Raw genomic sequence first — 23,479 nt, 5'->3', positions numbered from 1 at the left:
TAAACAGAAAGATCAACTGGTAGTAATCCGTACTGAACATATTATACATTATTTTCAGTATAGTTGAGCTTATTATTGACTAGAGTCATGCTCTCTTCTCCTTACACTGAGTTAAGGAATACCTCAGGGTGGGGGCAGATAGGGAATATGCTCTGTGGTGGAGCAGGCCAATGCCGTTGGCGTTCTCCGCTGCCAATATGATCTTACAAGGATCTCAGAATCCTAACATGCGGTGCGAAGCACTAGGGGATGCAGCCTGTGGATGCTTTGTTTCAAGTTGTGGTGCTGAATCAAACCCCAGATCCAGAACGGGTCATCTACCAGGCAATGCACCAGGATTACAGCCCTGATTTTGTCACCTCAGAAAGCCGGATCCCGGAAAAGTATGGAGAGGCCGTGGTGCGGCATTTGCTGGAGGGCAACCGTGGCCACTATGGGCCTCTAGAGCATCCTCAGATCACGTTTGGGGTAGGCTATTTTCCCCATGCCGTCATGCAACAGGCCCGTACTCATCGGGTGGGAATTTCTTTTGATGTTCAATCCTTCCGATATACAGGCCAGCAAATTGCCGATTTGGGCAAAAAGCTCTTGTTCGCGTCAGCGGTGCGGAGCACAACCGAGACTGCTGCTCCTGTTGGCGAGACCGGCTACGGTTGCGTCAGCGATCGCGTCAGCGGGCCGGAGGCCTATCGCGACAGCGGTGCGGAGCACATTGCGGAGCACAGTGGCGGGACGGAGTCCTCCTTGTCTTTGCAAGAGCTGGAAACTTTGTTTTACGTTCCTGCCAGCGTCAAAGAGGGCAAGGCCAAAACCCGCCAAGGCTTTAGGCCCATCTCCCCCGCAGCTTTGGATATCATTCTTGCGCAATATCGCAGCCAGGCCATTGCTTATTATCGCCTGGTAGAAGAGTGCGGATTGCCCTATGAAGATGCCCGTAACATCATTGGCTACGGGATCCGACAACACTTCGTGGTCTCTTTCAATTGCCGTAGTCTAATGCATTTTTTGGATTTACGAGCCAAAGAAGATGCTCAACGAGAAATTCAACATCTGTGTGAACTGATTTGGCCCCACTTTGAAGCGTGGTGTCCCCACGTGGCGGCCTGGTATCGCAAGCATCGCTGGGGAAAGGCTCGATTATCCCCCTAAACTTAGTTTAGATAGATATGCTCTGCTAACCCCTTCTGCGGCTAATCCTGTTTTTGATCTTTTGTTGGGTTACGGGTATGGATCCCGAAGCTTATGAGCAAATGGCAGGCTTGGAAGACCGGCATTGGTGGTTTTTGGGTCGCCGTCACATTCTGAGTCGGGTTATTGGATCCCTGTCGCTTCCCCCCTCTGCTTATATTTTGGAAGCTGGCTGTGGTAGCGGCGGCAACCTGGAGATGTTGTCCAGATTTGGCAAAGTTTGGGCTATGGAAAAGAGTGAAATTGCACTGCCGCTGGCCCAAGCTCGCGGTATTGGGATCGTGGCAGAGGGGGAGTTGCCAAACCGGATCCCCTTTGGTTCTCAACGATTTGATTTGATTGCTTTGCTGGATGTGCTGGAGCATCTGGAGAATGACAAAGAAGCTCTCCTAGCCCTCAGTCAAAGGTTAACCCCATCTGGCTACTTAGTTGTAACTGTTCCGGCTTATCCGTGGCTGTGGAGTTTACATGATGAGCTTAATCATCACAAGAGACGATATACCCGCGGGCAACTTTTGTCGTTGCTTAAAAGCTCAGGTCTAGAAGTTTATACCCTTGTTTTCTTCAACAGTTTTCTTTTCCCAATCATTTCAGGGATCCGCATAATGCAGAAAGTGCTTCGCCTGAGGGAAAGCCAAGATCTGAAAATGCCGCCGCTTTGGCTCAATCGACTGCTGACGGGTATTTTTGCTGCAGAAGCCTATCTGATACCTAAGTTTTCTCTGCCCTTTGGTGTATCTCTGCTGGCAGTAGCCGGCCCGGCAACGAAATCGTAGTATCCTGTCATCATTGCTGTTCTCAGACTGCACTTTGATCATTGCTTAAACTCTTCTCATGTTTCGACATCCAATGTCTGCAATTCTGGTAGTTTCTACAACAGCCTTTTCCGACGGTACTTAACCCACTCAACAGGGATTTTTATCTCTTGCATGATGAGGATCCCAATTACTTAAAGAACTTATTTTGTGTCAGCAGCATGAAGTCCTTTGAAGCTGGGAAGGGCCGTCAATAGAATTATCTGGTGAGGGCTACCCATTCAAGTTTTGGTCAACACTGATCTTGTCCAATAGCCTCAGATGCACAATCTTTTCTGTAAGATTGTCAACAGTCTTGATGCCGAAGGAGATAACCCTTGGCCGAACGCGGCTATAAAACTCGTCTGGATCTGCATCGTTTGTGGGTGCCCTTGGCCTGTTTTGGCGATGGCCTTTGTATTTGGTTGGCCTTTGGGGCGGGCTACTGGCTGCGCAGCTTGCGTCCTCATCAGCTCTTGCCTTGGGATGTCTACGCGGCCTTGGGATTGTTGACCGCCCTCAGTTATTGGGGCATTCAGGCGGGCTTAGGCGGATACGGTGAGTCGAAGCGCTTGTCTCGCTTTGAAGAATGGGCCAGTTTGCTGGTGGGGTTGGGATTGACGTTTGGTTTGGTGCTGGCAGGGGCCTTTTTCGTTCGCTCGGTCTCTTTGTCGCGGCTGGTGGTGGGCTACGCCGGCTTGTTGGCTCTGCTGAGTTTGACTTTGGTACGGGTGGGGTTGCGGCTGGGTATGGGCTGGTTGTGCTCTAGGGGCTACGGTCGGCGGCAGGTCATCTGGGTGGGATCCTGGTCGGTGTTGGCGGAAGTGTTGGAGCGATTGCAGCGATCCCCGCAGTTGGGCTTCCAGGTAGTCGCCTGGGCAGGCGTAGAGCAAGGCTCTTTTGAGGAAGATCCCCCATCTCAAAATGGGGATCCCTGTCAAGATTCATATCCAGTACTAAACACCGCCCGCCCTACCTCTGACGGGGTTAAGTCTGCCGCCAGGACTCTGTCCGGCTCATCCCGAGGAACCCTCTCCTGCTTGTGCAGTCAGCTTGAGCCTTCCTGGTCGGCTCTCGAGCGGCTGGATCTGGCCCATTTGATCGCCTATCTGCAAGCTCACCCAGAAGTGCAAGAGGTGTGGTTTGGGCAACCGGAGCTGGCAACTGCTCCTCTATTGCTCAGTTTGCAAGCGTTGTCGGTGCAGGTGCGCTTGGTGCCGGATATCTTAAGTTTTTTAACGGTGAACTTCAGCCTGCAGTCTCTCGACGGGATCCCGCTGCTAACTCTGCGTCAGCCCCCTTTGCGCTACGCCCACAACCGGTTCTTCAAGCGAGCTGTAGACATCCTGGGAGCTTCCCTGGGCCTGATCTTGCTTAGCCCTCTGTTTTTGATTATTGCCCTGCTGGTAGCCTGCAGCAGTCCTGGCCCCATTCTGTATTGGCAAGAGCGGGTGAGCTTGGACGGGCGTCGCTTTTGGATTGCCAAGTTCCGCACCATGCGAGTGGATGCTGAGGCAGCCGGCCAGCCGGGCTGGACGCGCCCCGGGGATCCGCGCCGAACCAAGATAGGAGCCTTTTTGCGCCGCACCAACCTGGACGAGCTGCCCCAACTGTGGAACGTCCTGAAAGGGGAAATGAGCCTAGTGGGCCCCCGCCCAGAGCGGCCCTACTTTGTCGAGCAGTTTAGCCAGGAGATCCCCAAGTATCCGGATCGGCATTTGGTAAAAAGTGGCCTCACCGGCTGGGCCCAGATCCACGGCCTGCGGGGAGATACCAGCATTGCCCGCCGCACCCAGTATGATCTCTATTACGTGCAAAACTGGTCGCTGTGGCTGGATCTGCGCATCTTGGCCATCACCTTCTGGCAAGGGATCCGCGGACGGCTGGCCGGATACTAGGGGTTAGCGTATGCCATTCTCCCCCCAAGAGCTGCTCTACGAGGGCAAGGCCAAGCGCATCTACCGCACTGCCGATCCCAGGGTTTATCTTTGCCAATACAAAGACGACGCCACCGCCTTCAACGCCCAAAAGCGGGGATCCATCGCCGGCAAGGGAGAGGTGAATTGCACCGTCTCCAGCCATGTGTTTGCCTACCTGGCGCAGCAAGGGATCCCCAACCATTTCTTGGCCCAAACCGGCCCCACCGAGATGCAGGTGCGAGCCTTGCACATCCTGCCTTTGGAAGTGGTGGTGCGCAACCGCACAGCGGGTAGCCTCTGCCGACGGCTGGGCCTGGAGCAGGGCCTTCCCATCGAGCCGCCGCTGGTGGAGTTCTATTACAAAAACGATGCCTTGGGGGATCCCTTGGTGACCCCAGATCACATCCGCCTATTGCAGTTGGCCACGCCGGAGCAGGTGGAGCGCTTGGGATCCCTGGCTTTGGCCATCAACAACCATCTGCAGGCTTTCTGGCGAAGCTGCCGCCTAGAGCTGGTGGACTTTAAGCTGGAGTTTGGCCTGGACGAGCAAGGGCAGATCTGGCTAGCGGATGAGATTAGCCCCGATACCTGCCGTCTTTGGGATCGGGGGGGATCTGAGCCGCGGGTGCTGGATAAAGATCTCTTTCGCTTTGATCTGGGGGATCCGGTGGCTGGCTATCAAGAGGTGTTGCAGCGGGTGCTTCAGGCAGTGGGATCCCAATTCCTTCTCTCCTAGAGGGAGAGGAGCCAGGGGTGAGGGACTATAATCGCCTCAGCGATCCCACTCCTTTAACGCCCGAGCCTCCTTTCGCTTGTCGGGATCCCGCCATGACCTCTCCCCGCCCCCCCTACCCCGGCGAGCGTTTCCGCCGCCAACTGGCCGACCTGCTGAACACCTGGGTGGAGCAGGGGTTGATCGAACCTGCCCAACGGGATCGCCTGCGGGAGTATTACCAACTGGAGAGTTTGCAACGCTCAGCCGGCGGGCGATTTGCCCTGGTGCTGCTGCTGTTTGGCGCAGTTCTGGTGGGCCTAGGGGTGATCTCCTTTGTGGCGGCCAACTGGGCTGCCATTCCCCGCTGGGCAAGAGCCTGGGGGTGCTTGGCCCTCATGGTAGGGCTGCAGGTGGCTGGCTTCCAGGTTTGGCAGCAGGGATCCCGACGGCTGGGCAGCGCCCTGCTGATAGCCGGTGAACTGACCCTGGGAGCCTGTATTGGCCTGATGGCGCAGTGGGTTCAGCTTGGGGGATCTGCGGCAGGCTTGTTTTGGGCCTGGGGGATGGGCAGTTTGGCCATGGCCTACAGCTTGCGTCACAGCCCCAGCGGTGTACTGGCCTGCGTTCTGCTGGGCTCGGGGATGGTAGCCGACTTCTGGGATTGGGGGCCTGTCAACTTCCTCTATCTCTATCCTTGGTTGGCCTTGGGCCTGCTGGTTTCTCTGGCCTATTGGTGTTGTTCTCGCTGGGTTTTTGCCCTGGCGGTGGTGAACTTTGGCCTGGCGTTGCAAGGGCTGGCCAACCGTTTGGGCAGCTCTTTTCCAAGCTTGACCCTTTGGCATCTGCTTGGTGTCGCGGTCGTGTGGGGGCTGGCTCTCTGGCACCAACGCCATGATCCTTGGATAAGGCAGGTTTCAACCGAAGGAAGGGATCAGGAGCTTCCCGGCGAGCTGGAGCAAGGCTTGGATTTGGCCCCGACGGCCCAGAACTTGGCTCTGCTGGGGTTGGGTGTCCTGCTCTATGTCTGGAGCTTCTGGGGCACCTGGCTCGTTGATCTTCCTGCCGATCCCCTCTTGGACGCTGGGGATCCCTGGGCTGGGCTGTCGGCGGCGGGGTTACTGCTGCTGGCGGGCTGGGGCTGGTGGCAGGGTTGGCAGGAGAAGGGATCCCAGCCCATTGGGGTTTGGCTCGAGGATGCCACCGTTTTGGTCTCTCTGCTTGGCTTGGGGCTTCTGGTGGGGGTGAGCAGCCTCCTCTCTCCCAACTCAACGGATGGGTTGGCCTTTGGCTTCTTTGCCCACTGGATAGTAACTCTGCTGTTGCTGGGGTTGTCGGCAGTGCTCTGCTGGGAAGGGCTGCAGCAGGGGCGGCGAGGACGTTTCTGGCAGGGACTGTTGGGGCTGACCCTGGTGGTGCTGACCCGCTTTTTCGAGTACCCAACCGGCCTGTTGGTCAAGTCGGTGGCGTTGGTGGCCTGTGGGATCGGGGTAATCTGGCTGGGGCTGAAATTTGAGCGGCGGATTTTCTCCCGTCTCTAATTCTTGCCCTTCTAGGAAGCCAAGCCCCGCTACATGATCAAGCAAAGGAAAAAGCTGGAATTGAGCTGGAATTCACAAGAATTTACAAAGTTTAAGGAACCTGCTTGTATTCCCCAATGCCTTTGCTAGTAAATTCTCAGCTTTGGCTTGAGCTGAGAAGGAAGTGGGCATCTCTATCAAGATTTGGAGAATACATAGGACTGCGTCTAGGCATTTTAGCCTTGCTACTTACGCCCTTTTGGGAGAGTGGTTTTCTTTCGGGTGTTGCCCTAGCTGAAGATCATCTTTTGGTGGCTCAGGCCCCGGAGCCAGCTAGGCAGCCTATGCCTTCTGTGCCTAGGTCAACACCCTCCCCAGCTCCCATAGCTTCGGAAGAATCCTCAGAAACTGTAGATGAGCTATTCCGCCAGGTTCCTTTCCCCCCTTCGCCAAGACCTCTGCCTGGCCTTCCGTGCTCGAGACCCATGGTGTTGCGCTCAGTAACCCTCAGCGCTCCTCCGCCAAACCCTGCTTCCCCCCTGCCATCGGAGGTTCCACCCCAAATTTGGACAACTCTCCAGGGTTCCTCCGGAACAACCAACTGGGGAGATCCCCAAGCGAATAAAGTCTTTGCCCATACCTTCCAATGGAGCCCCCCTTGTAGAATAGGCTGCCGGATGGGAGGCACCCTTACATTTGCCTACCGCAACAACTTGGCAGCTAGCAGCACCAGTTCTCCTGACGCGGGCAACGACAAGTACTACCTATACAACGGCGGGACTCTAACCCAATCAGGGTTTTTATATGCTTCCCCAAGTCAGCCTGGCCAAACTTTCACCAAAACCCTAACCCTCTCGCCGGCAGAGATTGCCAACAACCGAGTGACCTTAGTAGTTCAAGATGATACGGCGGTTTTGCAAGCTAAGCTAGAGCTTAGATACTGCTGCTGCGAATGCGAATTTCCCATTTGAGTGCAATTCACGTAGGGGGGACTTCATTGTTCCCCCTTTTCTTCAGCTGACCCTAGCTGAAGTTCTCAAAGCCTACTCAGAAAAAGTAGGAAAGCCTAACGGCGGGCCTGGGCAAAAATGGCCTGCAAAATCTCGTCGGCCCCCTGCCGTTTTAGCTTTTCTGCAAGAGCCATCCCCACTGCCTCGGGATCGGCGGTGGATCCCGTCTGAGTATCGCGGATGAGCCGCCGGCCATCCAGGTCGGCCACCATACCGGTTAGGTGCAGCTCCTCCCCTCGGACTTGGCTGTGAACGCCAATGGGCACTTGACACCCTCCTTCCAAAGCCCGCAAGAAGGCCCGCTCGGCCAAACAGCGCGCCGTCGCTTCCACATCCGCCAAGGGTCGCACCAAATCGAGGATGCGCTCATCCCCCTGCCGGCACTCGATTCCCAGGGATCCCTGGCCAACCGCGTACAGAGACACGCCGGGATCCAGCACCTCGTGGATCCGGTCGGCTTTGCCCAGGCGCTTCAACCCGGCCACTGCCAAAATAAGGCCGTCGTACTCTCCCCTCTCCAGCTTGGCCAAGCGGGTGTTGAGGTTGCCCCGCACATCCTTAAAGTGCAAGTGGGGAAAGGCATGGCGCAGTTGGGCCAGCCGCCGCAGCGATGAAGTGCCGATCACCGTCCCCTCTGGCAGGGTGGCCAGTCGGTAATCCCGGAACTTTTCCCCCACCACCAAAGCATCCAGGGGATCCTCCCGCCGCGTGATCGCCCCCAACACCAAGCCCTCCGGCAGGCGAGTGGGCAAGTCTTTAAGGCTGTGTACCGCCAAGTCGCTGCTGCCGTTGAGCAGGCTAACCTCCAATTCCTTGGTAAAGAGACCTTTGTCTCCAATTTTGGCCAGGGCTACATCCAGGATGATGTCTCCCTGGGTGGAGAGGGTGTTGAGCTCCAGAGGTAATCCCGGATGGTGTTCTTGCAACTGACCCATCACCCACTGGGTCTGCACCAAAGCCAACTCGCTTTTTCGAGAGGCAATCCGCACCGGCTCGGTGATCCCAGCAGAGGGTTTGGAGGGGGTCGAAGCCAGTTCACTCATGGCTGCCGCAAAAAAGAACACTGTCTCTCACGCTAGCCGAATCTGTGCCAGGGCAAGGCGGCGGCCTTTAAGATCCTTAACCAAAATTGCAGTTTCCCGAAATCAAGACTTTACCGCAGGGATCCCAGCCGGTAGGATAAGTAGATGGATTCTCCGGCTCGGCGGGGGAGGATCCGGTCTGTCAAGCTCCTCTTCCCCAACCCCAGAGCTTTTGAGGGGAGCTTTCTACAATGGGCACAAGCCCCTGGTTTGGTTGGTCGTCTGCCTGGATGAGTCTTATGGAAGAAAACAACGTCAGCAACGGCACTCAATTACTGCTCAAACGCAACATTCCCGTTAAGGTGGTGGTCACACCCCTTTGGAAAAAGGAAATGCAGGAGCAATTAGAGCGGCAGATCGAAGCCACCGATGCTCAGATGCAACAGCTGGAGTTTCAGGGCAAGCGGGCTATTGCCGAACTGGAGAAACAGAGCCCCAACCCCAACAGCCCCCAAGTGCTCCAACAGGTGGAAGCGGTGAAAAGCCGCGTGAACGAGCAGAAAATCCGCCTCTTGGATCAGAAAAACCAATTGTTGCAGCAGATCAACCAACTGAGCACCCTGGAGCTTAACCAAGAAGTGCTGCAGGGCAATGTGGAGAGCTTCTTCCGAGTCCAAAAAGGAGACAACCTGATCCAGAAAATGCAGGTCGAGATCCTCCTGGAAGATGGGGTAATCAAAGAGATTCGCGGCAACCCCTAGGCCGCTCACCCCCTTGCCGGAGAAGAGGCAGTCGGGATCCCCAATTTTTCTCGCCTGTAGGTTCTCGAGAACTCCGTTTCGCCAACACAATGGGTGACAATAGGTAACAACCTCTTAACAGCCTTTGGGTTAACGCTCGCACAGGCTGGCGAGGTTGGGTAACATTGCCGCCCGGGGGAGGATTCCCATGTCTGAGTTCGTCTGGTCAGAGCCAGAGCCTCTCGAGGATCTTCATCTTCCCGATTGGTTGCTCACCTCGGCCCAGCGCCGCCGTCTCAAGGCTCTGCTGGTTCTGGCCATGGTGTGGGGGGTGGTCAGCCTGATGCATGTGGTGCCGACGGCCCGTTGGATCACCGTCGGTCTGGCCACGTTCATGGTGATCCACATTAGCCGCTTATTTCGCCTGCAACCGGCGACCTCCCTGCCCCCTCTGAGACTTCCTCCTGCCGCTGCGACCCGCCGGGATCCCAGGTCAACAGATAACAGCGATGACCCTAACAACAATGACTCTGTCCTGCCAATGCAACGGGATGGGCAGAGCGGTCTTGCTAAGTTCGGTGACGAGTTGGGCGGGCTGGCCTTGCCCCGTGTGGCTGTGTTGATCCCAGCCAAGAACGAGAGCGCAGTGCTCCCACGGCTGTTGCACAGCTTGACCCAGCTCCGTTACCCCACCAGCCATCTGGAGCTGTGGGCCATCGACGACAACAGCAGCGATGCCACCCCTGACGTTCTGCGGGAAGCCCAAAAGCGGATCCCCCATCTGCGGGTTTACCGACGGCAGCCGGGGCGGGGCGGGGGTAAGTCCGGCGCCCTCAACGAGGTACTGCCCCTGACTCAAGGGGAGATCATCCTGGTCTGCGATGCCGATGCTGTGGTGCCCTCGGATTTTCTTGCCCGCACTCTACCCTTGTTTGTTCAAGTGAGCAGCCTGCGCAGCCGTTTCAGCAGACGGACGGTAGGCGCTGTCCAGGTGCGCAAGGCCCTGAGCAACCCCAAGGTCAACTTCTGGACTTTGGGGCAGGTGGCGGAAATGGCCTCTGATGCTTACTTCCAGCAGCAGCGCGTGGCTGTGAGGGGTATTGGCGAGCTACGTGGCAACGGCCAACTGGTGCGGCGAGATGTTTTGGAAAAGTGCGGCGGCTGGAACGAGGCCACCCTCACCGACGACTTGGATCTCACCTTTAAGCTGCACCTGGCGGGCGTAGATATCGCCTTTCTGCCAGAGCCGGCCATTGTCGAAGAAGGGGTCACCTCTTGGAAAAGCCTCTGGCACCAGCGCTGCCGCTGGGCAGAAGGGGGCTACCAGCGCTATCTCGACTACTGGCCAGGGATCCTCGGTCGCCGGATGGGGATGGCCAAAACGGTGGATCTCTGGGCCTTCTTTATTTCTCAGTACTTGCTGCCGATGGCCTTGGTTCCCGACACCCTCTGGGTGCTGTTGACGGGCCACTCCTCGGTGCTGCTCCCCTTGAACGCGCTGGTGATGGGCTGCCTGACGGTGGCCTTTTACCGGGGGCTACGCCAGGTGGAGGGCTTGCGCGGACGGCGACTTTGGTGGCACACCGCCCTGGGCTTGGTCTACATGCTCCACTGGCTGCCGGTTATGATCGCCACAACCGCTCGCATGTGTGTACAGCCCAAGCGCCTAAGGTGGGTGAAAACTGTTCATCACGGCGCTTGAGGTCAGCAAGTTGGATCCAATCCTGCTATCCTAGTCAAGCACCTGCTCACGCCCTGCTCGACCATGGCCCGCCTCTACTACGACACCGACGCCAACCTGGAGCCTTTGGCCGATAAAACCGTTGCCATCATCGGCTATGGCAGCCAAGGCCACGCCCACGCCCTCAATTTGCGCGATAGCGGTGTCCAGGTCATCGTTGGCCTTTACCCTGGCAGCCCTTCCTGGCCTAAAGCCGAGCAAGACGGCTTGATGGTCAAAACGGTGGCGGATGCTGCCGCTGCCGCCGACTGGGTGATGATTTTACTGCCCGATGAAGTGCAAAAGGCCGTTTTCCAGGGCGAAATCCGTCCCCACCTGCAGCCGGGGAACGTGCTCCTCTTTGCCCACGGCTTCAACATTCACTTCGGGCAGATCCAGCCGCCGGCAGACGTGGATGTCATCATGGTTGCCCCCAAAGGCCCTGGGCACTTGGTGCGGCGCACCTACCAAGCGGGGGAAGGGGTGCCCTGCCTGTTTGCCGTCTATCAAGATGCCTCGGGAATGGCACGGGAGCGGGCCATGGCCTATGCCAAAGCCATCGGTGGCACGCGGGCCGGCATTTTGGAAACCACCTTCCGGGAAGAGACCGAAACCGACCTCTTTGGCGAGCAGGTGGTGCTCTGCGGTGGGCTGACGGCTCTGATCAAAGCGGGGTTTGAAACCTTGGTGGAAGCGGGCTACCAGCCGGAACTGGCCTACTTCGAGTGCCTGCACGAGGTGAAGCTGATCGTGGATCTCATCGTCGAGGGCGGCCTGGAAAAAATGCGCCAGAGCATCTCCAACACGGCAGAATACGGCGACTACACCCGTGGCCCCCGCATCATCACGGAGCAAACCCGCGCCGAGATGAAACGCATCCTCGCCGAGATTCAAAGCGGCCAATTTGCCCGTGAGTTTGTCTTGGAAAATCAGGCCGGCAAGCCGGGGTTCACAGCGATGCGGCGGCGCGAGGCCGAACACCCCATCGAACAGGTGGGCAGGGAGCTGCGGGCCATGTTTAGCTGGCTAAAGAAATAGGTCGGATATCTGGAGCTGAGGGTAGACCATCTCTGTGCTGGATCTGAAGCTGCTGCGGGATCGCCCTGAACAGGTACGCCAAGCCCTGCAAAACCGCCGGGCCACAGTCGATCTGGATGGGATCCTGCAGTTGGATCGGGAGCGGCGGCGGTTGGAGGCCCGCAAGGGATCCCTGCAGGCCGAAAGCAACAGTCTCGGCAAAAAAGTCGGCGAGATCCTCCGCCAGGGGGCGGATCCCCAAGGCCCCGAAGTGGCGGCCCTGCGGCAGCGGGGGGTGGATCTCAAGGCCGAGATTGCCCAACTGGAGCAGCAGGAACGGGAGCTGGAAGAGGAGATTCGTGCTCGGCTGCTTACCCTGCCCAATTTGCCCCTGCCCAGCGTGCCGGTTGGCCGAGATGAGGCCGACAATGTAGAGGTGCGCCGCTGGGGTGAGGAGCTGAAACCTGCCCATCCTGTCCTTCCCCATGACGAGATTGCCGAAAAACTGGGGTTGCTGGAGATTGGCCGTGCGGTCAAAGTGGCCCAAAGCCGCTTTGTGGCTATGGTAGGGGCGGGCGCGGCCCTGGAACGGGCTTTGATTGCCATGATGCTGGAGCGCCACGTTGCAGCCGGCTACACCGAGGTGATCCCACCCTTTTTGGTCAACAGCGCCGCTTTGCAGGGGACGGGGCAATTGCCCAAGTTCGCCGAAGACAGCTTTCGCTGTGCTGATGACGACCTGTGGCTGATCCCGACGGCGGAAGTTCCCCTTACCAATCTGTACCGGGATGAGGTGATCCCTGCGGAGTCCCTCCCTCTTTACTTCTGTGCTTACACCCCTTGTTTTCGCCGCGAGGCGGGCAGCTATGGCCGCGACACCAAGGGGCTGATCCGGTTGCACCAGTTTCAAAAAGTGGAGCTGGTTAAGGTCACTCGCCCAGATCAATCGGAAGCCGAACACGAGAAGCTGGTGCAGGATGCCGAGGCCATTTTACAGATGCTGGAGCTGCCCTACCGGGTGGTGGAGCTGTGTAGCGGCGATTTGGGCTTTGCGGCAGCCCGCTGCTTTGACTTGGAGGTGTGGTTCCCCTCCCAAAATCAATACCGCGAGATCTCCAGTTGCTCCAACTGCTGGGACTTTCAGGCCCGCCGTGCCAACCTGCGCTACAAAGAAGCCGGCCAGAAAGGCACCCAGTTTGTCCACACCCTGAACGGCTCTGGCTTGGCGGTGGGGCGCTCTCTGGCTGCCCTGCTGGAAAATCACCAACAGCCGGATGGCTCAATTCGCATTCCCAAGGCGCTGCGTCCCTTTCTCAGCTCCCGCTTTCTCTCGGAAGACGGGATCCTCATTCCTGCTGTCTGAGCTCAAACTCAACCCAGTTTGATTGAGACTCGATTGAGACGCTCCTGCCCACCCGGCAGACGCCCTTATCTTTTCTGCAGTTTGGAAATGAATCAGCTTGACCTGCTCCTCGCTCTACAAGGATGAGGATCCCTGACGCCTCAGGGAGACGTCTCACATAGTCTCACATACAGGTAGTCTTCAAATCCATTTTCCTATTGGGCTATCCTTTCGCTTGGGATTTGCCCTTGATGCGATCCAACTCAGCTTGCAATTCGGCGATCTTCTGGCGCAAACGGGCCGCTTCTGAAAGTTCGATGGCCGTGCCTGCCTCGCCCTCGGCATTGCTAATGTCGTCGATGGTGATCTTGCGGGGACCGGCAGTTTGTCTGTCTTCTCCCTTGCGGTTGGCGTTGGCGGCGATGGCATCCATGTAAGCCCGCGCCTCTTCAGCGGTCATCGCCCCCCGCTCCACCAGCTCGTCCACCAAAGCTTGCGCCTGCTTGCGCAACTCCATCAGACGGATACCCGCTTTGCTGGCCACCTTGGCAGCATTATCCGCCGCCACAGCCGCCAAACCCATGCCGAAGTAAAAGGCTTTTTGAGCCCAGTTGGCGAGGGGATTGTCTGTTTCGGACTCGGACATAGTGTAATGCGCTGCTAGGGCAAGGAGGAGAGAACCCAGCAGAGAGAAGTAGGGCTGCAAAGGGCGACCCGGGTTGACGCGCCTGCTCAGAGCATCCCGTGGTGCTGCTATCTTCCGATCCTGACACGGTTTGGGCGTCGGAGCTGCACGGACCCAGGTCTTTCAGTAGCCTAGCATTTTTCCGTTCTGCCCTGCTCGGCTTTCTTGGGCAACAGATGGATTGCTCAGGGGGCTAGGGAGTTTCAGGCGGCTCCAGATAAACAGGGATCCGTTCCACAGCCGTATCGTTGCGCTGCACTTCCTGTTCCTGAACTTGAGGAAGGGTTACCGGCAAGGTCACTGGCTGGGCAACAAAACAACTGGCCACCGGCAGGGCTTGCTCCAGTTCGTCCAGAGGGCGGGGGATCACCGCCACCGCGTGCAGTTCCCCAATGCGCTCTGCTTCGTACATGCCGGCATCGATGGCAATGGCCACGTTGGCTACCGTACCGCGGATAATGGCCGTACATAGGCCATCCCCGATGGTTTCATAGGCCGCCAGTTGGACATCCGCCGTTTTGAGCATGACATCGGCAGCCCCCACCATCGCCGGGAAGCCGCGAGTTTCCAGCAGGCCCACGGCCAAGTTGCTGAGGCGGCTATAGCCGCGGTTTTGCGCCAGTTGAGACAGCTTGCTGCTGATCGGCAGTACCACTTCCAAGTTGGGCAGGGGGCGCGGGATCACCAAACTGGAGATCTCCTCTTGCTCGAACTGGCGGGCCAGCTCAATGCCCTCCTCAATGGCAATGCGCACATCGGCAATTCCCCCCCGCACAATGGCTGTGCAGTAGCCCCCCGAGGTTTTCTCAAAGCCGATCAGCGTCACGCCTGCCGACTTGGTCATAGCGTCGGCAATGCGCACGATGACTGGAAAGCTGCGCGTCTGAATCAGGCCCAGGGAGGTTGACATCGGCATCCTAACTACTCACGCCAGTTTAGCCATTAGAGCCGGCTATCCCCAGAGGAGAGCACCTGTCGATGGGGATAAATCTTGCTCAAGAGGCGATCCAATTCCCAATGGCCAGGGATCCCATTGAGCTTATGGGTTTTGGTCTCTGGGGAGTCGGATTTTTCTTGGTGCCAACGGCGGGTTTGCTTTTCAACATTGGCCACCGGAGAACTGGGTGGGGGAGACGGCTCAGGCGACATCTCTGGAGCCATTTCCACTGCCGCCGGCGAGGGCTCTGCCGGGATGGGCTTGCTGCCGCCCGCCTCCTGGAGATCGAAACCATAGGTGGGATCCCCGAGCAGCGAGCCGGGGGGAATGACTGCTTGGCTGAGCACCGAACAATTCAGCACTGTGGTTTCTGAGCCGATGCAGGCGTTTTTGCCGATGGTGCCCTGCCCGATCACCAGCACCCCCATTCCCAAGGTTGCTCCCGCCTCCACGATGAGGGATCCCCCACAGGCGTGCAGAACGGATCCCATGCCGATACACGCGCCGCGCTCGATGTAGATCCGACAGCCGGGGTTAGCCCGCAGCAGCACCCCTGCCCCAATCCCCACCCCAGCTTCCACCTGCACCTCACCACTGACAAAATAGCGAGTTTCGCCGTTTTGGCCGAGCAAGGTGCGGAGCGTCATGGAGTTGGGCAAAGTAGAGGCCAACAGGGTGCTCCTCATCGCTGGGGGGTTGGACTTGAACCAACAGAGGTCAAAAAAAGCTGGGATCCCTCAAGGGGTTTGGATGATCTGCTCCAGCACTCGCCGTTTGGCTTTTGGGTCAATACCCAGCAGGCGGACGTATTCGCCGCGATGTTCCTCCAGACAGGCTTCCAGAGCTGCCACCACTTGCGGCACTTGGGTGGCCTCGATGGGGCTACAGCTTTGCCAAGAAGAGGTGCGAAAACGGCGCTTGTCCGCATGTTCGGTGCCGATGCGGTAGCCTTGGCTGAGCAACTGCTGTACCTGAGCCACCACCTCGGCGCTGAGGCGGGTGCCAGAAAGGGATCCCTTGGGGGCAGAAGCAGGAGCCGCGGCAGCAGCAGCAGATTTTCCGCTAGGGGTTTGGATTATGCGCTCATAGACCCGCCGTTTGCCTTTGGGATCGATCCCCAGCAGGCGTACATACTCTCCCTGGTGCTCCGCCAGGGCAGCCGTCAGCTTGGCCAACACCTCTGGCCCACGGGTGGCGCGAATGGCCGGCCCACTCTGCCAGGAAGAGGTTTTGAAGCGGCGCTCGTCGGCATACTCGTAGCCAATGCGGTAGCCTTGGGCCAGCAGCCGATGCACCTCCTCCTGCACCTCCAGATCCAGGCCGGCACTGCCCCCTGCCGCAGGAGCCGTATCTGCCACCACGCCGGTTCCTGCAGGACTGCTGCTCACCTGGCCTTGCGGGGTTTGAATGACCTTCTCCAGCACCCGCCGTTTGCCTTTGGGATCGATCCCCAACAGGCGCACATATTCTCCCTGGTGCTCTGCTAGGGCAGCCTGAACAGCGGCCAGGATCTCCTGCGGCTGACCGCTCAAATTGCTCAAGGTCTGCCAAGAAGAGGTGCGGTAGCGGCGGGCATCGGCCACCTCCAGGCCAATGCGATACCCCTGCGCCAACAGCGTTCGGATTTCTTCCTCTAGCCCTGAGCCAGACTGAGGGCCGGATGTGCCAGAACTCGGGGCAGCGGCTGCCGAGACGCGGCTGGGCATCCCAGAAACCAGCGCCGGCCCATCGGGGGTTTGGATGATCTGCTCCAGCACCCGCCGTTTGGCCTTGGGATCGATCCCCAGCAGGCGCACATATTCCCCTTGGTGTTCTGCCAGGATGGCCCCCAATGACTGCACCACCTCCGCCTCGTGGGTGCTGGTGATTGGGCTTTCGCTTTGCCAGGAAGAGGTTTTGAAGCGGCGAGCATCGGCATATTCCAGCCCCACGCGATAGCCTTGGGCCAGCAGGGCGCGAATTTGCTCCACCACCTCCGGCTTGAGAGGGGATCCGCCGCCGTTCCGGCCATTGCCGCGATGGGAAGAATGAGTCATGGGTGCCGTCTCCGTAGCCGTTGAGTTAGAGGTGCGCTGCAGTTCGTTGCGGATGGGAGCGATACAGACGAGGTTTTCGCTGCACTGGTAGCCCTCTCGCAGGGCTTGGTTGATGCCGATCACGTGTTGGGCAAACTTGGCATCGCTATCCTGGACGTCGGGCAGCCGGTCGGCCTCGGCCTGGGTGGTGATGATGGATCCAGAAGGCACGTACTTGCCTGGGGGGATCTCCACATCCTGGATCAGGCAATGCAACATGATGATGCAGCCATCCCCAACCCGAGCGTTGAACACCGTCGAGCGGAAGCCAATAAAGCAGTCGTTGCCCACGTAGGCCGGCCCGTGGATCAGAGCCATGTGGGCAATGGAAGTGTTTCTGCCAATCCAAACGGAGTAGGGTTGGCCGTCTTCTCCTATCACCCGCCCCTGTTCCAGGCCGTGGATGACCACCCCATCCTGAATGTTGGATCTGGCGCCAATGTGGAAGGGGGATCCCTCGTCAGCGCGAATGGAAGTTCCCGGGGCGATCAGCACCTCCGCTTCCACCCGCACATCCCCAATGAGGTTGGAGAAAGAATGCACGTAGGCTGTGGGATCGATCTTGGGCTCCGCCAGTCGGCGAGACCAGGGCGTTGGCGGTGCAGCATAGGTGTGAGCAGGCATAACCGTGAGCCTCTAGAACGCAGTAGGGCGGACAAGGGCAGCAAGAGAGATGAGAAGGGAAGGGATCCCAGCTAGCGTTGATCGCGCTTGTTGTAGAGAGAGCGACCGCCAACGCTGACCGTATCGATAATCGCCATCACCACTGCATCCAGCGGGCGAGTCTGGTTTCCTTGCGGCTGGCGAGCGGCACTGCCTTGGCTAACCAGCACCCACTCGTCAATGCCGGCCCCCACCGGATCGGCAGCCACAGCGTAATCGGGTTGCGGCTGGCCCTCGAGATCGACGTACTGCACCAACAAAAACTTCACGCCCGTCAAGCTGGGATCCTTTTGAGTGCTGGTGACGGTGCCCCGCACAATGGCAATACGCATCAGGGACGGGTGAAGGGACGGATGGCATTTACCCCTTCGCGGAACTGAGCCACATCCTCGGTGTAGCGAATGGGCAACACGTACTCCAGGTTCTCGTGGGGACGGGCGATAATGTGCCAAGACAACAACTGGCCGCCGTTCACCCGCTTCACCGAGTCAATGCCGGCAGCCACCGAGGCTTGCACTTCCGAGACATCCCCCCGCACGATCACGGTGACCCGACCGCTGCTGATTTTCTCGTAACCCACCAGGGTAACGCGGGCTGCCTTGACCATGGCGTCGGCAGCTTCTACCACTGCCGGGAAGCCCAGGGTTTCGATCATTCCAACTGCAATAGCCATAGGTACTCCTTACGCTGAAAGTGAAAGTGGGGTGCGAACTTTCTGGGGTGCGAACTTTACTGAAGTGGGGACTAGGTGCGGAACTGCTCTACCGCCTCGGTATAGCGGATGGGCAACACAAACTCCAGGTTCTCGTGGGGACGGGCAATGATGTGGTGGGAGAGAATCTCACCCCCGCTCACCCGCTTGGCAGACTCCAAACCGGCAGCCACCGAGGCTTGCACCTCCGAGACATCCCCCCGCACGATCACGGTGACCCGACCGCTGCCGATTTTCTCGTAACCCACCAGGGTAACGCGGGCCGCCTTGACCATGGCGTCGGCAGCTTCCACCACTGCCGGGAACCCGCGGGTCTCGATCATTCCAACTGCAATAGGCATATCAACTCTCCACTTCTGAACACTCAGTTCCTGAACGTTGTCGAACCCAGCAACAAGGCAAATTGATCTCGCTTATTGGGTTCGCTCATGCAATCTCCTTTCGATTTCATCAGAGAGATCCTCTGCCCAAATCTCGATTGACAGCTTTTCCCGGCGACACCTACCCCAGCCACCAGAGACCCCCCTCTGAGGGGAGAAGGCTCTGAGCCACAGACCTCCGACTGAAGTCAGAACAGGTTGTAGGAGCCATCAGGGTTAACCGCAACTGTCACTCAGGCGGGCAAAGCTGCCAACTCTGAGCTAAGTCCACATCTTTCCTTGTACACAATCGATCATACAAAATCGATTAGGACGACTCAGAGAAGGGATCCCCGACTTAACAAAATGATATCCCTATTTAATCCTGGACGAAAATCAATATTTTTAATTAGCACGATAGCTTTTTATTAAGAGAGGCAAAATTGTTATCAATTCAAAAATAATTCTTGACATTTTTCAACTTTCACCGCTCATCGACTCCTGGATCATCGGCGCAGTGAGGGGGGCACTTCCAGGCCGTGGGCTTCCATGAGGTCGGCTTGGCCCATCAGGTGGGCCGGGGATCCCTGGGCCCAGATCCGCCCTTGATCCAACAGGATGACCTGATCGCACACCTCCAGGATCAGCTCCAGATCGTGGGAAGCCAGCAGAAAAGTGTGGGCGGCCTGTTGCAAAAAAACTATCAACCGCCGCCGGGCTCGCAAATCGAGGTTGGCCGTCGGCTCATCGTAGAGCACCAACTGGGGTTTCATCGCCAGGATCCCGGCAATGGCGACCATGCGCTTTTCCCCACCGGAGAGGTGATGGGGGGGACGATCGGCCAAATGGAGGGTGCCGGTCATCTGCAGGGCGGCCTGAACGGCAGCCGCAATCTCCGCCTCAGGACGGGCCAAATTGCGCAGTCCAAAGGCCACATCTTCGGCCACCGATGGGGCAAACAGTTGGTCGTTGGGATCCTGAAACACCAACCCCACCTCAGGGCGAAACTGGCCGGGCCGCAGCGGCTGGCCAAACAAACTCACCTGGCCAGAGCAGGGGGGCAACAGGCCGCAGAGGGTGAGGAACAGGGTAGTTTTACCCGCGCCATTGGGGCCGATCACCCCCAGATGTTGCCCAACCTCGACCCGTAGATCCAGCCCTTGCAGCACCGGCGGATGACCGGGATAAGCTGTCCACAATTGGTTCACCTCCACCGCCGGCACCGGGTTCATAGCAAAGCTAGGGCATCCGCACGTCTTTCCAGCGCTCCTGGGTGGCCGTGGGGGTAAGTTGCAAGGTGGGCACACTGGGGCTGGTGAGGTCAATCTGGACGATGTCGTCGGGCGTACACTCGCAGTAGCGGCGCAGATCCCGCATTTGGTTGAGGGTCTGAATTTGCAAGGGCAAGCGGTCGGAAATTGGCCCCAGGTAGACGTTGCCCAGCTCAGTATGCAGGGTAATTCCCGCTCCAGATTGCCAATCCACTGCCCTGATCTGAATCTCAGATTGCTGCAAAGCCTTGAGCAACAGCGCCCATTGGTCTGGGGTGTGGTTCTCCCAGCCCAGCAGCTCCAGCTCAGGCCAAGACTTGGGGGAACGGTAGGGATCGGGAGACAGCCAGTTGCCCTGGACATCCACCCAGCCCATCTGGTCGCCCCATCGCGCGCGCGCCACAGGTTGCCGTTCCCGCACCTGGACGATGACACCCACCGGCAGCAGCCGCCGCTGCACCTGGACGCTTTCGATGGGAGAGGGGCGGGTCGGGGATCCCAGCAAAGCCCTTTCCAAAACAGCCGGTTGCACCTGCCAAATGTTGAGGGGATACTGCAGGGGCAATTGTGCCCGTATCCAGGCGGGATCGACCCAGTGGGCCCCTTTTACCTGAATCTGCTCTGGCTGACGAATTTGCCAGTGGGGCTGCCGTAGGCCCAGCACCAGCAGCGCCAAGAGGGTCATCGAACCGGTCAGGCGCCAGGATCCCTGCCAGAATCGGCTGCGCCGTTGCCGACGCAAAAGCTGCCTACGCTGCAGGATTTGTTCACGGTTGGGAGCAGCCAGGAGTGCCATGGATCCCCCTTCACCCCATCACGGGGTATGCAGATGGGGAACATTCCGTGCTTCTACTCAACCCGCCATCTCCTGAACCTGATCCGCCCGCAGCCAAACCGTAGGGGTGGGAACAGCCCCAAACTTAATCTGCAGGTAGTCACCTTTGATATCCACGACTTCTCCGGGGGTCTCGAAAACGTAGTTGGGAATAAAAGGATCGCTTGCCTGCGCTTCTAAGCTACCCTCCAGTTTCTCGCGGATAGCCCGCACCAAGGTGCCTCGCTTAATCGCCATTGCTCCTCCTCAGTTCAGTCGCAGATTAGCCGGTTCGATAGCAGTTGTATCACGCCTGTCGCTGCTGCGAAGAGGAAAGCTGGGATCCAGCCTCTGGTTGGCTCTGACAGGGATCAACCTGAGTTTGGCTTATTTGCGTTTTAGGCTGCGGGCCATATTGCGGAAGGTATCCATGTCCGATCCCCCTTGACGGCGTGGGCTTACTCCGCTGCTGCTTGAAGCGGAGGATCCCTGCTCAGAAGCGGTTTCAGGAGTTTTGGCTGCCTCTGCGGACAACTTAACTTTGCTGAGGGAAGAGACCTGCTCCACCACCTCCACCTTCTCCTTGCTGCCGAAATCCTGGAAGGTGTGCTTCACGATCCTGGGGGTGCGCATATACTCGATGTTGCCAAGGGTTTTGGCTTCATCTGGGTCGAGAAAAAAAGTATTGTCGTTTTTCGCTTTCTTTGGGGTTGGCTTAGCAACAGTTTCCGGTGAGGACGTGGCCGCAGCTTGACCACGCCAGCCGAACAAGCGCTTGAAGATGCCTACCATGGTCGTTTTGCCTGCAATGGGAAGGAAGTTGAGCCGGATCCCTAGGCACTGATATTGGCCACCCGCCCTTGGCAAGGTGAGGGCCAGGCCCGGTCATGAAATAATGTTAAGCCAACTGAGAGCGCCGTGCCCCCTTGGCAGAAGGTTTTCTGGGCCAAGTGCTTGTGGCTGCTCTGACCAGTTTGAGTTCCCCTGCTCTCCGGCCTGCTGGGCGACTGTCCTCACCCCTTTTCCCAAAACGAGAGAGCTGACCTGGGAGGATTAGACCGCCTTACGGAAGCCATCATCCAGGGGATCGTTCAGAACTAGCTCTGTAGACTCCGCACGCAGTTTAATATGACCTGCAGGTTTTTCAGCCCTAAGGCTTTGGACGAACGGGATCCCTGCCCCACAGAAGCTGCATTGCGCATTGCTAAATACAATCACTTTAAGCACACTTTAAGCAGGAAGGAGACTTTTCCGTTGTGTTGCTTCCTAGCTCCTCTCTCCCTATGGGAGAGGGGTTGGGGGTGGTTGCGGAAGCGGCGCAGAGCGTTTGGACGGCACTGCGTAGCAATTAGTAAAGTGTCTTAATCTAACTTGAAATGACTATGTGATGATGTAGTGAATAGAGTTGTCTCAATCCAGCCAGACTAAAATCGTCGGCTTATGCCCAGCTCCTCTCTTCTAGAGAGACCTCAGGTGTGCTGTTCCAGCCAGCAGTGACTATACGGACATACAACGAAATAAGAAGCCCAAAAATCACTCTAGCCCCAGGCAAGCACAAACCATAGTAGCAGCTGTGCCCCTAGAGCGTCCTGCCAAGAAAACCTTGCTACCGAGCTTGTGAGGTGTAGTGCACTTCAACCCTGAGGGGAGCGCCCAGGTTCAAGGCAGTGCCAATACACCGGGCCAAGATTTGAATGTTAAGCCGCTGATCCGTCGATTCTAAACTTGTTGCAAGCCGACTCTTGCTTGGACCAGCTACGGGTGAACGCTGTACGCTCATCTTAACAGACTCCCTATTTTGGTGAGGGCTGAACAACCAACTGACTTTCAGGTGATGTTATTGAGGAATCTCAAAGGAATACCGACCAGCAGCATCCAAGAACCTGCTCTTTGAGATTAGGATGATTTGCCCTTCTTGTGCATCGACAACCCTACGGATTTGTTAGGCAAGACACTCTTGGACTTTAAGGGATCCCACGGAAAAAGAATCTCTACTTTGCGAAACTTTGCGAAGCACTTTTGGGTAGAGATGAGGACGACCCGGAAAACTGGCTCTCGGTTCCCTGCGCACGCTCGCCAACTGCCAAGATGCTCTACCCCAAGTGGTTGGGGATCCAGCCGCATCGGGTTGCCTGGCAACAGGGTTGCCGTAGGTTTCTGGAAGAGCTGTGCTGTTTGGCGGGTTCGGTCTGCCGCGGCTCCCTGTAAAGGATGGATGTTGCCGCCCCGCAGTTGGGCATTGCTCTATTCTGGGATGAGCCCTCTTATAATGAGCATTGGGAATTCAACTGTCCCTGCTGCCCATCCGCCTGGCTGGGTTCTCTTCACTACCTGGAAGGGAACAACGGAGCCGCAAAGTCTGGGATAACTGCTGTTGCGTTTTGAGAGGAATCCATGTCTCTAGTTTTTAACCTGGTGAAGCGTTTGCAGCTCATCCTGCTCAGCCTTGTGGTTGGGGGGTTGGCTGTGGCGTTCTTGTCCAACCCTGCTGCTGCCGAGACCTACATTGTCAAAATGGGATCCGACAAAGCCCAGTTGGTCTACGATCCGCCTTCTCTCACCATCAATCAAGGGGATACCGTCCAATGGGTGAACAACAAGGTCTACCCCCACAACGTCGTCTTTGACAAGGTGCCCGGTGGAGATGCGGCTCTGGCCGCCAAGCTCTCCCACAAGGCACTGCTCACTGCTCCTAAGCAGGTGGTGGAGTCGGCTTTTGTTGATGTTCCTCCAGGTGAGTACACCTACTACTGCACGCCCCACCGTGGGGCCGGAATGGTCGGCAAGATCATCGTGAACGGCTAAATCCACACCCCAAGTGCTGAACTTCTAGGGATCCCACTTTTGGTTTTGCCTTGCTGGACAGGGATCCCTGGCTTTAGCATAAAAGTTAGCCCTCTCAGGAGTGGGAGGGCTTTTTAGCGAACGAATACGCATTCGACCGGCTTGCCCTGTACTGCGCAAGTGTAGTTCTCAAAC

The 23,479-nt window shown here is 57.7% G+C and carries 22 protein-coding genes and 1 other RNA gene; 10 read left to right on the top strand and 13 right to left on the bottom strand.

All coding sequences use genetic code 11. The annotated features are described in order from the left end of the window. Nucleotides 1-258: 258 nt before the first annotated feature. The 5 genes from ACVWYZ_RS10060 to ACVWYZ_RS10040 all read left to right on the top strand — a co-directional run bounded on the left by ACVWYZ_RS10060 (nucleotide 259) and on the right by ACVWYZ_RS10040 (nucleotide 6,154). Nucleotides 259-1,149, top strand: a complete 891-nt coding sequence (locus tag ACVWYZ_RS10060) for an FAD-dependent thymidylate synthase (protein ID WP_414380868.1) — start codon at nucleotides 259-261, stop codon at nucleotides 1,147-1,149. A gap of 77 nt (nucleotides 1,150-1,226) precedes the next feature. Next, on the top strand, nucleotides 1,227-1,964 hold the full coding sequence (locus tag ACVWYZ_RS10055; protein WP_041436582.1) for a class I SAM-dependent methyltransferase: 738 nt from the start codon (nucleotides 1,227-1,229) through the stop codon (nucleotides 1,962-1,964). Nucleotides 1,965-2,320: 356 nt separating this feature from the next. Continuing rightward, nucleotides 2,321-3,880: a sugar transferase gene (locus tag ACVWYZ_RS10050; RefSeq protein ID WP_457466953.1), complete on the top strand. Its 1,560-nt coding sequence runs from the start codon at nucleotides 2,321-2,323 to the stop codon at nucleotides 3,878-3,880. 10 nt (nucleotides 3,881-3,890) lie between these two features. After that, a complete protein-coding gene (purC, locus tag ACVWYZ_RS10045) occupies nucleotides 3,891-4,637 on the top strand; it encodes a phosphoribosylaminoimidazolesuccinocarboxamide synthase (RefSeq protein WP_457410550.1) in 747 nt (248 codons plus the stop codon). Between the two features lie 17 nt (nucleotides 4,638-4,654). Beyond that, entirely contained in the window at nucleotides 4,655-6,154 is a 1,500-nt protein-coding gene (locus ACVWYZ_RS10040) for a DUF2157 domain-containing protein (RefSeq protein ID WP_457466952.1), read from the top strand. A 1,045-nt stretch (nucleotides 6,155-7,199) separates the two neighbouring features. Here the strand turns inward: ACVWYZ_RS10040 and hemC are convergent. Further along, nucleotides 7,200-8,186 (bottom strand): hydroxymethylbilane synthase, encoded by a 987-nt coding sequence (gene hemC / locus ACVWYZ_RS10035; protein ID WP_457466951.1) that lies wholly within the window; start codon nucleotides 8,184-8,186, stop codon nucleotides 7,200-7,202. Nucleotides 8,187-8,464: 278 nt separating this feature from the next. On the opposite strand from hemC, the gene ACVWYZ_RS10030 reads away from it, so the two are divergent. The 4 genes from ACVWYZ_RS10030 (at nucleotide 8,465) to serS (ending at nucleotide 13,005) form a co-directional block, all read left to right on the top strand. After that, nucleotides 8,465-8,926: a YlqD family protein gene (locus tag ACVWYZ_RS10030; protein WP_011433386.1), complete on the top strand. Its 462-nt coding sequence runs from the start codon at nucleotides 8,465-8,467 to the stop codon at nucleotides 8,924-8,926. Between the two features lie 187 nt (nucleotides 8,927-9,113). Continuing rightward, complete coding sequence (locus ACVWYZ_RS10025; RefSeq protein WP_457466950.1) at nucleotides 9,114-10,607, top strand: glycosyltransferase; 1,494 nt, start codon at nucleotides 9,114-9,116, stop codon at nucleotides 10,605-10,607. Between the two features lie 63 nt (nucleotides 10,608-10,670). After that, nucleotides 10,671-11,663: a ketol-acid reductoisomerase gene (ilvC, locus tag ACVWYZ_RS10020; RefSeq protein WP_457466949.1), complete on the top strand. Its 993-nt coding sequence runs from the start codon at nucleotides 10,671-10,673 to the stop codon at nucleotides 11,661-11,663. 34 nt (nucleotides 11,664-11,697) lie between these two features. Then, a complete protein-coding gene (serS, locus tag ACVWYZ_RS10015; protein ID WP_457466948.1) occupies nucleotides 11,698-13,005 on the top strand; it encodes a serine--tRNA ligase in 1,308 nt (435 codons plus the stop codon). 202 nt (nucleotides 13,006-13,207) lie between these two features. On the opposite strand, the gene ACVWYZ_RS10010 is transcribed toward serS, so the two are convergent. From ACVWYZ_RS10010 to ACVWYZ_RS09955, 12 genes are all read right to left on the bottom strand, one after another. After that, complete coding sequence (locus tag ACVWYZ_RS10010; protein WP_457466947.1) at nucleotides 13,208-13,630, bottom strand: hypothetical protein; 423 nt, start codon at nucleotides 13,628-13,630, stop codon at nucleotides 13,208-13,210. Between the two features lie 62 nt (nucleotides 13,631-13,692). Beyond that, an RNA gene (ffs, locus tag ACVWYZ_RS10005) (signal recognition particle sRNA small type) lies at nucleotides 13,693-13,790 on the bottom strand. Between the two features lie 72 nt (nucleotides 13,791-13,862). Further along, complete coding sequence (locus ACVWYZ_RS10000) at nucleotides 13,863-14,579, bottom strand: carbon dioxide-concentrating mechanism protein CcmK (protein WP_457404012.1); 717 nt, start codon at nucleotides 14,577-14,579, stop codon at nucleotides 13,863-13,865. A gap of 32 nt (nucleotides 14,580-14,611) precedes the next feature. Continuing rightward, a complete protein-coding gene (locus ACVWYZ_RS09995; RefSeq protein ID WP_457466946.1) occupies nucleotides 14,612-15,277 on the bottom strand; it encodes a hypothetical protein in 666 nt (221 codons plus the stop codon). A 66-nt stretch (nucleotides 15,278-15,343) separates the two neighbouring features. Further along, nucleotides 15,344-17,305 carry a ribulose bisphosphate carboxylase small subunit gene (locus ACVWYZ_RS09990; protein ID WP_457466945.1) on the bottom strand — a complete coding sequence of 654 codons (1,962 nt, stop codon included), beginning with the start codon at nucleotides 17,303-17,305 and terminating at the stop codon, nucleotides 15,344-15,346. A 71-nt stretch (nucleotides 17,306-17,376) separates the two neighbouring features. Further along, a complete protein-coding gene (locus ACVWYZ_RS09985) occupies nucleotides 17,377-17,676 on the bottom strand; it encodes a EutN/CcmL family microcompartment protein (protein WP_011433394.1) in 300 nt (99 codons plus the stop codon). Then, nucleotides 17,676-18,017, bottom strand: a complete 342-nt coding sequence (locus ACVWYZ_RS09980; RefSeq protein ID WP_011433395.1) for a carbon dioxide-concentrating mechanism protein CcmK — start codon at nucleotides 18,015-18,017, stop codon at nucleotides 17,676-17,678. Before ACVWYZ_RS09980 ends, ACVWYZ_RS09985 begins: the two co-directional genes overlap by 1 nt. A 71-nt stretch (nucleotides 18,018-18,088) precedes the next feature. After that, on the bottom strand, nucleotides 18,089-18,397 hold the full coding sequence (locus ACVWYZ_RS09975) for a carbon dioxide-concentrating mechanism protein CcmK (RefSeq protein ID WP_011430450.1): 309 nt from the start codon (nucleotides 18,395-18,397) through the stop codon (nucleotides 18,089-18,091). A gap of 524 nt (nucleotides 18,398-18,921) precedes the next feature. Next, nucleotides 18,922-19,647 (bottom strand): energy-coupling factor ABC transporter ATP-binding protein, encoded by a 726-nt coding sequence (locus tag ACVWYZ_RS09970; protein ID WP_457385251.1) that lies wholly within the window; start codon nucleotides 19,645-19,647, stop codon nucleotides 18,922-18,924. 7 nt (nucleotides 19,648-19,654) lie between these two features. Beyond that, a complete protein-coding gene (locus ACVWYZ_RS09965; protein ID WP_414380855.1) occupies nucleotides 19,655-20,482 on the bottom strand; it encodes a cell division protein FtsQ/DivIB in 828 nt (275 codons plus the stop codon). Between the two features lie 57 nt (nucleotides 20,483-20,539). Then, the gene (gene ndhO / locus ACVWYZ_RS09960; protein WP_011433398.1) at nucleotides 20,540-20,758 is read right to left on the bottom strand and encodes an NAD(P)H-quinone oxidoreductase subunit O; all 219 of its coding nucleotides are present in this window, start codon (nucleotides 20,756-20,758) and stop codon (nucleotides 20,540-20,542) included. 129 nt (nucleotides 20,759-20,887) lie between these two features. Next, nucleotides 20,888-21,292, bottom strand: a complete 405-nt coding sequence (locus tag ACVWYZ_RS09955; protein WP_457466944.1) for a hypothetical protein — start codon at nucleotides 21,290-21,292, stop codon at nucleotides 20,888-20,890. Between the two features lie 1,602 nt (nucleotides 21,293-22,894). Here ACVWYZ_RS09955 and petE point away from each other — a divergent pair. Further along, entirely contained in the window at nucleotides 22,895-23,305 is a 411-nt protein-coding gene (gene petE, locus ACVWYZ_RS09950) for a plastocyanin (RefSeq protein ID WP_011433401.1), read from the top strand. Nucleotides 23,306-23,479 lie beyond the last annotated feature (174 nt).

This window comes from Thermostichus sp. MS-CIW-37 (assembly GCF_054060065.1).
This window is presented reverse-complemented; position numbering and strand designations above follow the sequence as displayed.

Bases quoted from the DNA above. Each gene is read 5' to 3' on its own strand.
- ACVWYZ_RS10055 (WP_041436582.1), top strand. From the start codon at position 1,227: ATGGATCCCGAAGCTTATGAGCAAATGGCAGGCTTGGAAGACCGGCAT.
- ACVWYZ_RS09970 (WP_457385251.1), bottom strand. From the start codon at position 19,647: ATGAACCCGGTGCCGGCGGTGGAGGTGAACCAATTGTGGACAGCTTAT.
- ACVWYZ_RS10030 (WP_011433386.1), top strand. From the start codon at position 8,465: ATGGAAGAAAACAACGTCAGCAACGGCACTCAATTACTGCTCAAACGC.
- ACVWYZ_RS09985 (WP_011433394.1), bottom strand. From the start codon at position 17,676: ATGCGTATTGCCATTGTGCGGGGCACCGTCACCAGCACTCAAAAGGAT.
- ilvC (WP_457466949.1), top strand. From the start codon at position 10,671: ATGGCCCGCCTCTACTACGACACCGACGCCAACCTGGAGCCTTTGGCC.
- ACVWYZ_RS09980 (WP_011433395.1), bottom strand. From the start codon at position 18,017: ATGGCTATTGCAGTTGGAATGATCGAAACCCTGGGCTTCCCGGCAGTG.
- purC (WP_457410550.1), top strand. From the start codon at position 3,891: ATGCCATTCTCCCCCCAAGAGCTGCTCTACGAGGGCAAGGCCAAGCGC.
- ACVWYZ_RS09955 (WP_457466944.1), bottom strand. From the start codon at position 21,292: ATGGTAGGCATCTTCAAGCGCTTGTTCGGCTGGCGTGGTCAAGCTGCG.
- ACVWYZ_RS09975 (WP_011430450.1), bottom strand. From the start codon at position 18,397: ATGCCTATTGCAGTTGGAATGATCGAGACCCGCGGGTTCCCGGCAGTG.
- ACVWYZ_RS09990 (WP_457466945.1), bottom strand. From the start codon at position 17,305: ATGCCTGCTCACACCTATGCTGCACCGCCAACGCCCTGGTCTCGCCGA.
- petE (WP_011433401.1), top strand. From the start codon at position 22,895: ATGTCTCTAGTTTTTAACCTGGTGAAGCGTTTGCAGCTCATCCTGCTC.
- ACVWYZ_RS10025 (WP_457466950.1), top strand. From the start codon at position 9,114: ATGTCTGAGTTCGTCTGGTCAGAGCCAGAGCCTCTCGAGGATCTTCAT.
- ndhO (WP_011433398.1), bottom strand. From the start codon at position 20,758: ATGGCGATTAAGCGAGGCACCTTGGTGCGGGCTATCCGCGAGAAACTG.
- ACVWYZ_RS10000 (WP_457404012.1), bottom strand. From the start codon at position 14,579: ATGTCAACCTCCCTGGGCCTGATTCAGACGCGCAGCTTTCCAGTCATC.
- ACVWYZ_RS10010 (WP_457466947.1), bottom strand. From the start codon at position 13,630: ATGTCCGAGTCCGAAACAGACAATCCCCTCGCCAACTGGGCTCAAAAA.
- ACVWYZ_RS09965 (WP_414380855.1), bottom strand. From the start codon at position 20,482: ATGGCACTCCTGGCTGCTCCCAACCGTGAACAAATCCTGCAGCGTAGG.
- hemC (WP_457466951.1), bottom strand. From the start codon at position 8,186: ATGAGTGAACTGGCTTCGACCCCCTCCAAACCCTCTGCTGGGATCACC.